At 71.4% G+C, this 6944-nt stretch carries 6 protein-coding genes; all 6 read right to left on the bottom strand.

The features are described 5' to 3' along the window. The coding region (gene bacP, locus D7X99_RS35845; protein WP_147476365.1) for a bactofilin BacP at positions 1 to 533 on the bottom strand (533 nt) is incomplete at its 3' end. 3 nt (positions 534 to 536) lie between these two features. Beyond that, positions 537 to 860, bottom strand: a complete 324-nt coding sequence (locus D7X99_RS35840) for a polymer-forming cytoskeletal protein (RefSeq protein WP_014397641.1) — start codon at positions 858 to 860, stop codon at positions 537 to 539. 63 nt (positions 861 to 923) lie between these two features. Continuing rightward, the gene (gene bacN, locus D7X99_RS35835) at positions 924 to 1265 is read right to left on the bottom strand and encodes a bactofilin BacN (RefSeq protein ID WP_120537550.1); all 342 of its coding nucleotides are present in this window, start codon (positions 1263 to 1265) and stop codon (positions 924 to 926) included. Positions 1266 to 1318: 53 nt separating this feature from the next. After that, entirely contained in the window at positions 1319 to 2155 is an 837-nt protein-coding gene (locus tag D7X99_RS35830; protein ID WP_121781683.1) for an alpha/beta hydrolase, read from the bottom strand. A gap of 12 nt (positions 2156 to 2167) precedes the next feature. After that, positions 2168 to 4054: a tetratricopeptide repeat protein gene (locus tag D7X99_RS35825; RefSeq protein WP_368667817.1), complete on the bottom strand. Its 1887-nt coding sequence runs from the start codon at positions 4052 to 4054 to the stop codon at positions 2168 to 2170. Positions 4055 to 4059: 5 nt separating this feature from the next. After that, positions 4060 to 6558, bottom strand: a complete 2499-nt coding sequence (locus D7X99_RS35820; protein WP_121781684.1) for an ATP-binding protein — start codon at positions 6556 to 6558, stop codon at positions 4060 to 4062. Positions 6559 to 6944 lie beyond the last annotated feature (386 nt).

Here is a 6944-nt window from a genome sequence, read left to right as displayed (position 1 = left end):
ACGGTGGCCGGCGCCGACGAGGGCTGCGTGCGCGCGGGAGGCGGGGGCGGCGTCGGGGCGGCGCGCGGCGGAGCGACCGGCGGCGTCGGAGGACGCGGCGGGGTGGCGCCCGGACGCACCGTGGGGCGCGTCACCGCCTGGGGACGGGCCACGGCGGGGCGTTCGGACGGCAGCCGGCCCGGTTCCACGTCTCCCATGTCCACGCGGCCGCGGAAGCTGGCCCCGTCCACGATGATGACGCGGGGGGCGCGGATGTCGCCCACCATGCGGCCTTCGCGGGTGAGCTCCACGCTCTCCGTGGCGTTGATGTTGCCCACCACCACGCCGCTGACGATGGCGTTTCGCACCGCCACGTTGGCCTTCACCACGCCGGACGGCTCCACGATGAGGGTGCGGCTGAGGGTGAGCTCACCCTCGACGCGCCCGCGGACCGTGAGGTCCTCGTCACCCGTGAGCCGACCGCTGATGAGGATGGAGGGCCCCACCACGGTGTTGTCGACGGCGTTGCCTGCAAGATCCTTCGCGGTCGCCACGGATCAGCGCTCCTTCATGTCCATGTCGACGTTGCCCTTGAAGGAGGCACCGTCGGCGATGAGGATGCGCGGGGCCTTGATGTCGCCCACCACGCGGCAGTCCGTCTTCAGCTCGACCTTGTCGGTGGCGGCGATGTTGCCCGTCACGCGGCCGGCGATCTCCACGTTCTGCGTCTCGATGTCCGCCTCGACGACGCCCGAGCCCTCCACGTAGAGGCTCTCCTTGAGGGAGATCTTCCCCTTCACGGTGCCCTGGATGACCAGGTCCTCGTCCCCGGAAATCTCCCCATCGATGACGATGCTCGAGCCAATGATCGTATTCGCCATGAGTGTTGTCCGCCTTCTCGAAGCTGTGCGCCTGGGGGGCCGTGGGTCGGTCCCCGGTGGATGCTAGATGTCGTCCGGCAACTTCACGTCCATCTCGATGGAGCCGTTGAACACGGCACCATCCTCGATGACGACCCGTGGGGCCTTGATGTCGCCGGCCACCTTCGCCGAGGCGTTGATGGCCACGCGCGTGGAGGCGTCGATGTTGCCGCTCGCCTCGCCGTTGATGGTCAGTTCCTCGGCGCGGATGTCCGCCTGCACCTTCCCGGTACCTTCGATGGTGAGGTGGTTCTTCAGGGCGATCTGCCCCTCCACGCGTCCTTCGATGACCAGGTCCCCTCCGCCCGTGAGGTTGCCCCTGATGACGATGCCCTTGCCAATGATGCCCGTTTCACCCTGTGCCATGAGGTGATCCTCGCCAGCGCCTGCTCCGTCGGGAGCGGGGCGACCTGATTATGTCAGAGATGCGCGGAGATCCAGCCGGAGATGTCCTGGAACACCGTCGCGCGGTCCCGCTCGTTGAGCGGCTCATGCCGCATGCCGGGGTACTCCTTGAACTTCTTGTCCGCCGTCCCCGCCGCCTCGAAGAAGGCCCGCGCCGCCGCCGGCAGCGCCACCCCGTCCTCCTGGCCGCACAGCACGAACAGCGGCACTTGAATCTTCGGCGCCAGCTCGAGCGTCTGCGCCTGGGCGGCCGTGGACTCCACGAACCAGCGGGGCGTGGCGAAGGGCACGTAGAGCGGGTCCGCTCCGACTGCCTTCTGGATGTCCGGGTCGGTGCTGAGCATCTCAGGGGCCAGGCCCGAGGGGACCTTCATCCACGGCACCAGGGTGCCCACCATGCGCGCGGCGAGCACCTTCGCGGCCGGCGGGCTGATGGCCAGCTTGAGGTAGGGCGCGGAGAGGATGGCGCCGGAGAGGCCTTCCAGTCTCCCGGTCAGGGCGTGCGCGGCCATCAGGCCGCCGTGGCTGTGGGCGAGCAGGAAGATCTTCTCGTTGCCCGCGGCCTTGCGCACGCGCTGCCAGAAGCCGTCCAGGTCATCGAGGAACTCGGTCCACTTCGCGGCGTAGGCGCGCCGTCCGTCCGCGCGGCCGTGGCCCCGGTAGTCGAAGCCGTGCACGGCGAAGCCGTCCTGTACCAGCGCGTCGATGACGGGACGGTAGCGACCGATGTGGTCGCCGTAGCCGTGGACGATGGCGACGTGCGCGCGCGGGGTCGCGTCCGGCAGGTCGAGCGTCCAGAACAGCCGGGTGTTGTCCTTCCCGGTGAAGAAGCCTTCGTCGTGGCGGGCCATGAGCCCGGGACCTTAGCGGCCCGGCGCGGTCGAGGGTAGCGCCTTCAACTTGCGCTCCAGGGTGGTGCGCTGGTCCGCGGGCTCGGCGGCCTCCGGCTCCAGCGTCAGCACCTCCAGCGCGCGCGTCCAGGTCCGGATGGCCTCCGGGGCGCGGCCCGCCTTGAGGTACGCGTCCCCCAGGTGCTCCAGGATGGCGGGGTCGTCCGGGGCCAGCTCCACCGCGCGCTCCAGGACCTCCACGGCCTTCTTCGCGTCGCCGCGCTGGAAGAGGACCCACCCCAGCGAGTCCACGTAGGCCCCGTTGTCCGGCCGGAGCGCCAGCGCGCGGCGCACCAGCCGCTCCGCCTCGTCCAGGTCCCGGCCCCGCTGCGCCATCACGTAACCCATGAAGTTCAGCGCGGCGGAATGGTCCGGCTTCAACGCGAGCACCGCCCGCATGCGCGACAGCGCCCCCGCCACGTCGCCCTGGCGCTCCAGCAGGGTGGCCAGGGCGAACTGCAGATCCTGGCTCCTCGGCGTCTTCGCGACGGCGTCCCTCAAGAGCGCGAGCGCGTCCGGAGCCCGGCCCTGGCGCTCCAGCAGGGTGGCCAGCGCGTCGTATGCCAGCGCCCCGCCCTCCCCCGCCAGCGCCTCGCGCAGCACGCCTTCCGCTCGCGTCGCGTCCCCGCCGCGCTCCAGCGCCCGGGCGTAGCCGACGTGTACCTCCACGTCGTCGGGCGCTTCCGACATGGCCATGCGGTAGAGCACCAGCGCGCGCGGGTGGTCTCCCGCCAGCGACAGACAGCGGGCCTGGCGCACGCGGGCGTCGGGGAACACCTCCGAGTCCGGGGGCACGCCCGCGAAGTCCGCGGCGGCGACGGAGAAGCGGCGCGTGCGCTCCGCGACGAGGCCGGAGTAGTACGCGAGACGGGGCTCGTCCGGCGCGTCCTTGCGCGCGGCGTCCAGCACCTCCTTCGCGGCGGCGGGCTCTCCGGAGGCCAGGTAGCTGAAGGCCACCCGCACGGCCAGCTCCGGCGACGCGGAGAGTGACAGCAGCCGGTCGAAGTAAGCCCGCGCCCGGGTCGCCGACCCGCCCTTCAGCGCGGCACGGCCCGCGGACAGCAGCACCTCGCGGCTGTCCGGATCCGCCTCCAGCGCGCGGGCCAGCGCGTCCTCCGCTTCCTTCGGACGGCCGGAGTCCTCGTAGAGACGGGCCAGCGTGGACCACACCTCCACGTCACCCGGGTCGCGCTCGGAGGCCTTCGCGAGCAGGCGCTCGGCGCGGGCCGCGTCGCCGCGCTCGGCCAGCACGAGCCCCAGCCGCCGGTAGCCGGAGGCCTCTCCCGGCAGCGCGTGGGCCAGCGACTCCACCACCTTCACCGCATCGTCGGGGGCCTTCGCGTCCAGGTACAGCTGCGACAGGACGAGGTACGCCTCCGGCTCGCGGGGACGCAGGGCCACCGCGCGGCGCAGGTGCTGCTTCGCGCGCGCCGTGCGGCCGGACTCCAGCAACACCCGGCCCAGGAGCACGTGGGCGGCGTAGTGCGTGGGGGCCTTCTCCACGGCCCGGCGAAGTTCGCGCTCGGCGCGCTCCAGGTCACCCAGGCGCGCGTACTCCTCGCCCAGCTGGGTGAGGAGGGTCGGGTTGCCGTCGTCGGTGGCGAGCGCCAGCCGCAGCTCGTCCACCGAGGCCCGGTGGTTGCCCTCCAGGTGCATCAGCCGCGCCTGGAGGTAGTGCGCGTAGCTGGCGGACGACGCGGACGGCTCGTCGTCGCGGTCGCTCGAATCCATGGCCTCGCGCATCGCCTCGCGGTCGACGTGCGGGGCCGGGGCCTTCCTCGCGGGCGCGGCCCCCGAACCTCCGGCGGCCAGCGCGAGGCACATCACGGCGGCACGGCTGAGGAGCGGGAGCGGGCGCACGCGGGCTAGTGGACCTCGGGAGGCGGCGCTCCCAGCTTCTCCAGCAGCTTCTCCACCGGATCGCTGTCCTGGCTGACGTCCGCCATGGCGGCCCGGTACTCGATGGAGGTCACGTTCTCCACGTCCGGCATCAGGCGGTTGATGACCGTGCGCGCCGCGTCCGCGTTGCACTCGGGCAGCACCACCGCGAAGACGCCCAGCCCCAGATGGGCGATGGAGTCCGGGTGGCGCACGCGCTTGCGCATCACCTCCGCCATGTTGGGCGGCATGGCCTCCAGCTCGCGGTCCGGACGCAGCACCGCCAGCGTGAGGGCGCGGTGGTAGCGCCGGCTGCGGGCCACCTCCTGCTCCAAGCGCAGGAGCAGGCCGCGGCGGTCGAGCAGGCCCGTCACCGGATCGCTGCCGGTGCGCCGCTGCAGCGAGTTCGTCTTGTCCTGCTGATCCTTCTCACCCCGGCTCAGCTTGAGGGCGCGCTCGGTGCGGTTGAGCAGCTCCACCGCGTTGAAGGGCTTGGCCATGTAGTCCACCGCGCCCAGGTTGAGCGCGCGGACCTTGTCGGCCACGCCCTGGTGGGCGGACAGGAGGATGACCGGGATGTGCGCCGTGTCCGACGAGGACTTGAGCGCCATGGCCGCGTCCAGGCCGTCCAGCTTGGGCAGGAACACGTCCATCACCACCAGGTCCGGCCGTGAAGCGCGCGCCTTCGCCAGGCCCTCCGCGCCGTCGCGAGCGACCTCCACGCGGTACTTCGAGCGCAGCACCTCCGACAGCACCGCCGCGATTTCCGGCTCGTCCTCCACCACCAGCACGCGCGGCTGCTCGGGCGCGGCGCCGGGCGCGGGCTGCGGCCGGGGGTTGCGCGCGGCCTCCTGCGCCAGGGGCAGCGTGAAGACGAAGGTGCAGCCGCCGTCGGCCGGGCTCTCCGCCCAGATTTCACCGCCGTGCAGCTCCACGAACTCCTTGCAGATGGCCAGCCCCAGCCCCGTGCCCTTGGGCCCGTGGCGGTAGCGATCGAACACGAGGTGCAGCTCGTCCGGGGGAATGCCCACCCCGTTGTCGCTCACCATCACCCGCACCGCGTCGCCGTCCGGCCGCGACAGCCGCTGCGTGCGCACCACCACCACGCCCGGGTCGCTGGCGTGCTGGATGGCGTTGCTGATGAGGTTCTGCAGCACCTCGTGCAGCTTCACCTCGTCGCCAATCAGCATCAGGCTGTCGGGGCACTCGGAGCGCAGCGACACGGCCTTCTCCGCCGCCAGAATCTCCAGCTCCGCCACGGCGTCGCGGCACAGCTGCGCCACGTCCAGCACGCGAGGCTCGATGGACAGCCGCGCCGCCTCGCCCTTGCCCTTCTCCAGCAGGGACTCGACCAGGGTGAGGATCTTCCGGCCCTGGCGGATCATCGCCTCCGCGGACTGCTTCTGCTGCGTCTCCAGCGGCCCTTCCAAGAGCAGCCGGCCGTGCCCCAGGAGCACCTGGAGCGGCGCGCGCAGGTCGTGGCTGCACACCGCGATGATCTCATCCTTGAGGCGGTTGAGTTCCTTCAGGCGGCGGTTCGCGTCGTTGAGCTCGCGGTACCGCTCCACGTACGCCAGCTCCAGGTCCTCGCGCTTCTTCTTCACCGCCGTGTGCAGGCGTGCGTTGCGGATGGAGTTGGCGAGCACGCCCGCCACCGCCTCCGCGAACTCCTGCTCGTCGCGCCCGATGGACGCCTCGCCCTTGGACACGCGCAGGAAGAGCGCGCCCAACAGGTCGTCCTGGCAGATGAGCGGCTGCACCAGGATGGACTTCACGCCCTGCGGCAAGAGCGACGTGCGCACCTCCGCCATCAGCGGGTCGCGCTGCGCCTCTTCAATCAGGACGGGCTGCCGTGTCTCCAGCGCGCGACGCAGCTCCGGGTAGCGCGCCACCTCGATGTCCAGCTGGACGAGGCTGGGGTCCTCCTGCGTCGCGACGACCGTGGCCGTGCGCGCGTGGCTGCCCTCCACCAGCACCACGGAGCAGCGGTCCGTGCCCGTCACCTGGCCGACCTTCTCCACCGCGATGCGGAGGATCTCCTCCAGCTCCAGCGAGCTGGTGGCCGCCTGGGTGATTTCGAGCAGCATCCCCATGCGCATCCGGATGCGCTCCTCGCGCTCCTTGAGCCTCCAGGCGCGCAGGGCGGACTCCAGCCGGGGCACCAGCTCATCCGCGCCGCGCACGAAGTCGTCCACCGCCAGCCGCTTGAAGGCCTCCGCCGAGCGCGCGCGGCCCTGATCCACCAGCACCGGCAGGCGCTGGAGCTTGTCCGTCTTGCGCACCGTCTCCAGCAGCTCCGCCGCCCGCTTGGCCGTCACCGCCAGGAGCACCACCTCCGGCTGGAGCTGATCCACCATCTCCGCCAGCCCGGTCTCCCGTTCCGTGGAGGCGCACTGGTAGCCACTCGCCGTGAGCCGCTCCACCAACGCGTCACCCGCGGCCTTGGCCGCGAGCACCAGCACCCGCCCCCGCTGCTCAGACGACAACATCTCGATCCTCACGGCGCGCCTCCGCCCCGCCCAGACAGGGAACGACGTCGCGGAAACCCGTTGGGTGCGAAAGAGGTCATGGTCGATTCCGGATCATGCCGTCTAACCCGTCCGTGGGCCAGCGGTTGAACGGGGCTCTCCTCAAGCGAGAGGGGTGGGAAAAGGCGCGCGACGTATACCCCGGACCGGTGTTCTTCCTCCGGAATCCCGCACGCGCGTGACGGTCCGATGACCGGAAACCGCCTGCCCATCCCTTGTAGCGGTGGAATCCCACGAAAACAGTCAGGCTGTCACTTTCTTCCAATACCACCCTTGCTGTCCGGCCGGAGGTGGGGCGGGCGAGCAGGCGTCGGCGAGGGTTTTCGGGGCTCTCGCGATCAGGA

The organism is Corallococcus sp. AB032C (assembly GCF_003668935.1).
GTDB classification, from domain to species: Bacteria; Myxococcota; Myxococcia; order Myxococcales; family Myxococcaceae; genus Corallococcus; species Corallococcus exiguus.
Note: the sequence above shows the minus strand (reverse complement) of the source record. Positions and strands in the feature narration are given on the sequence as shown.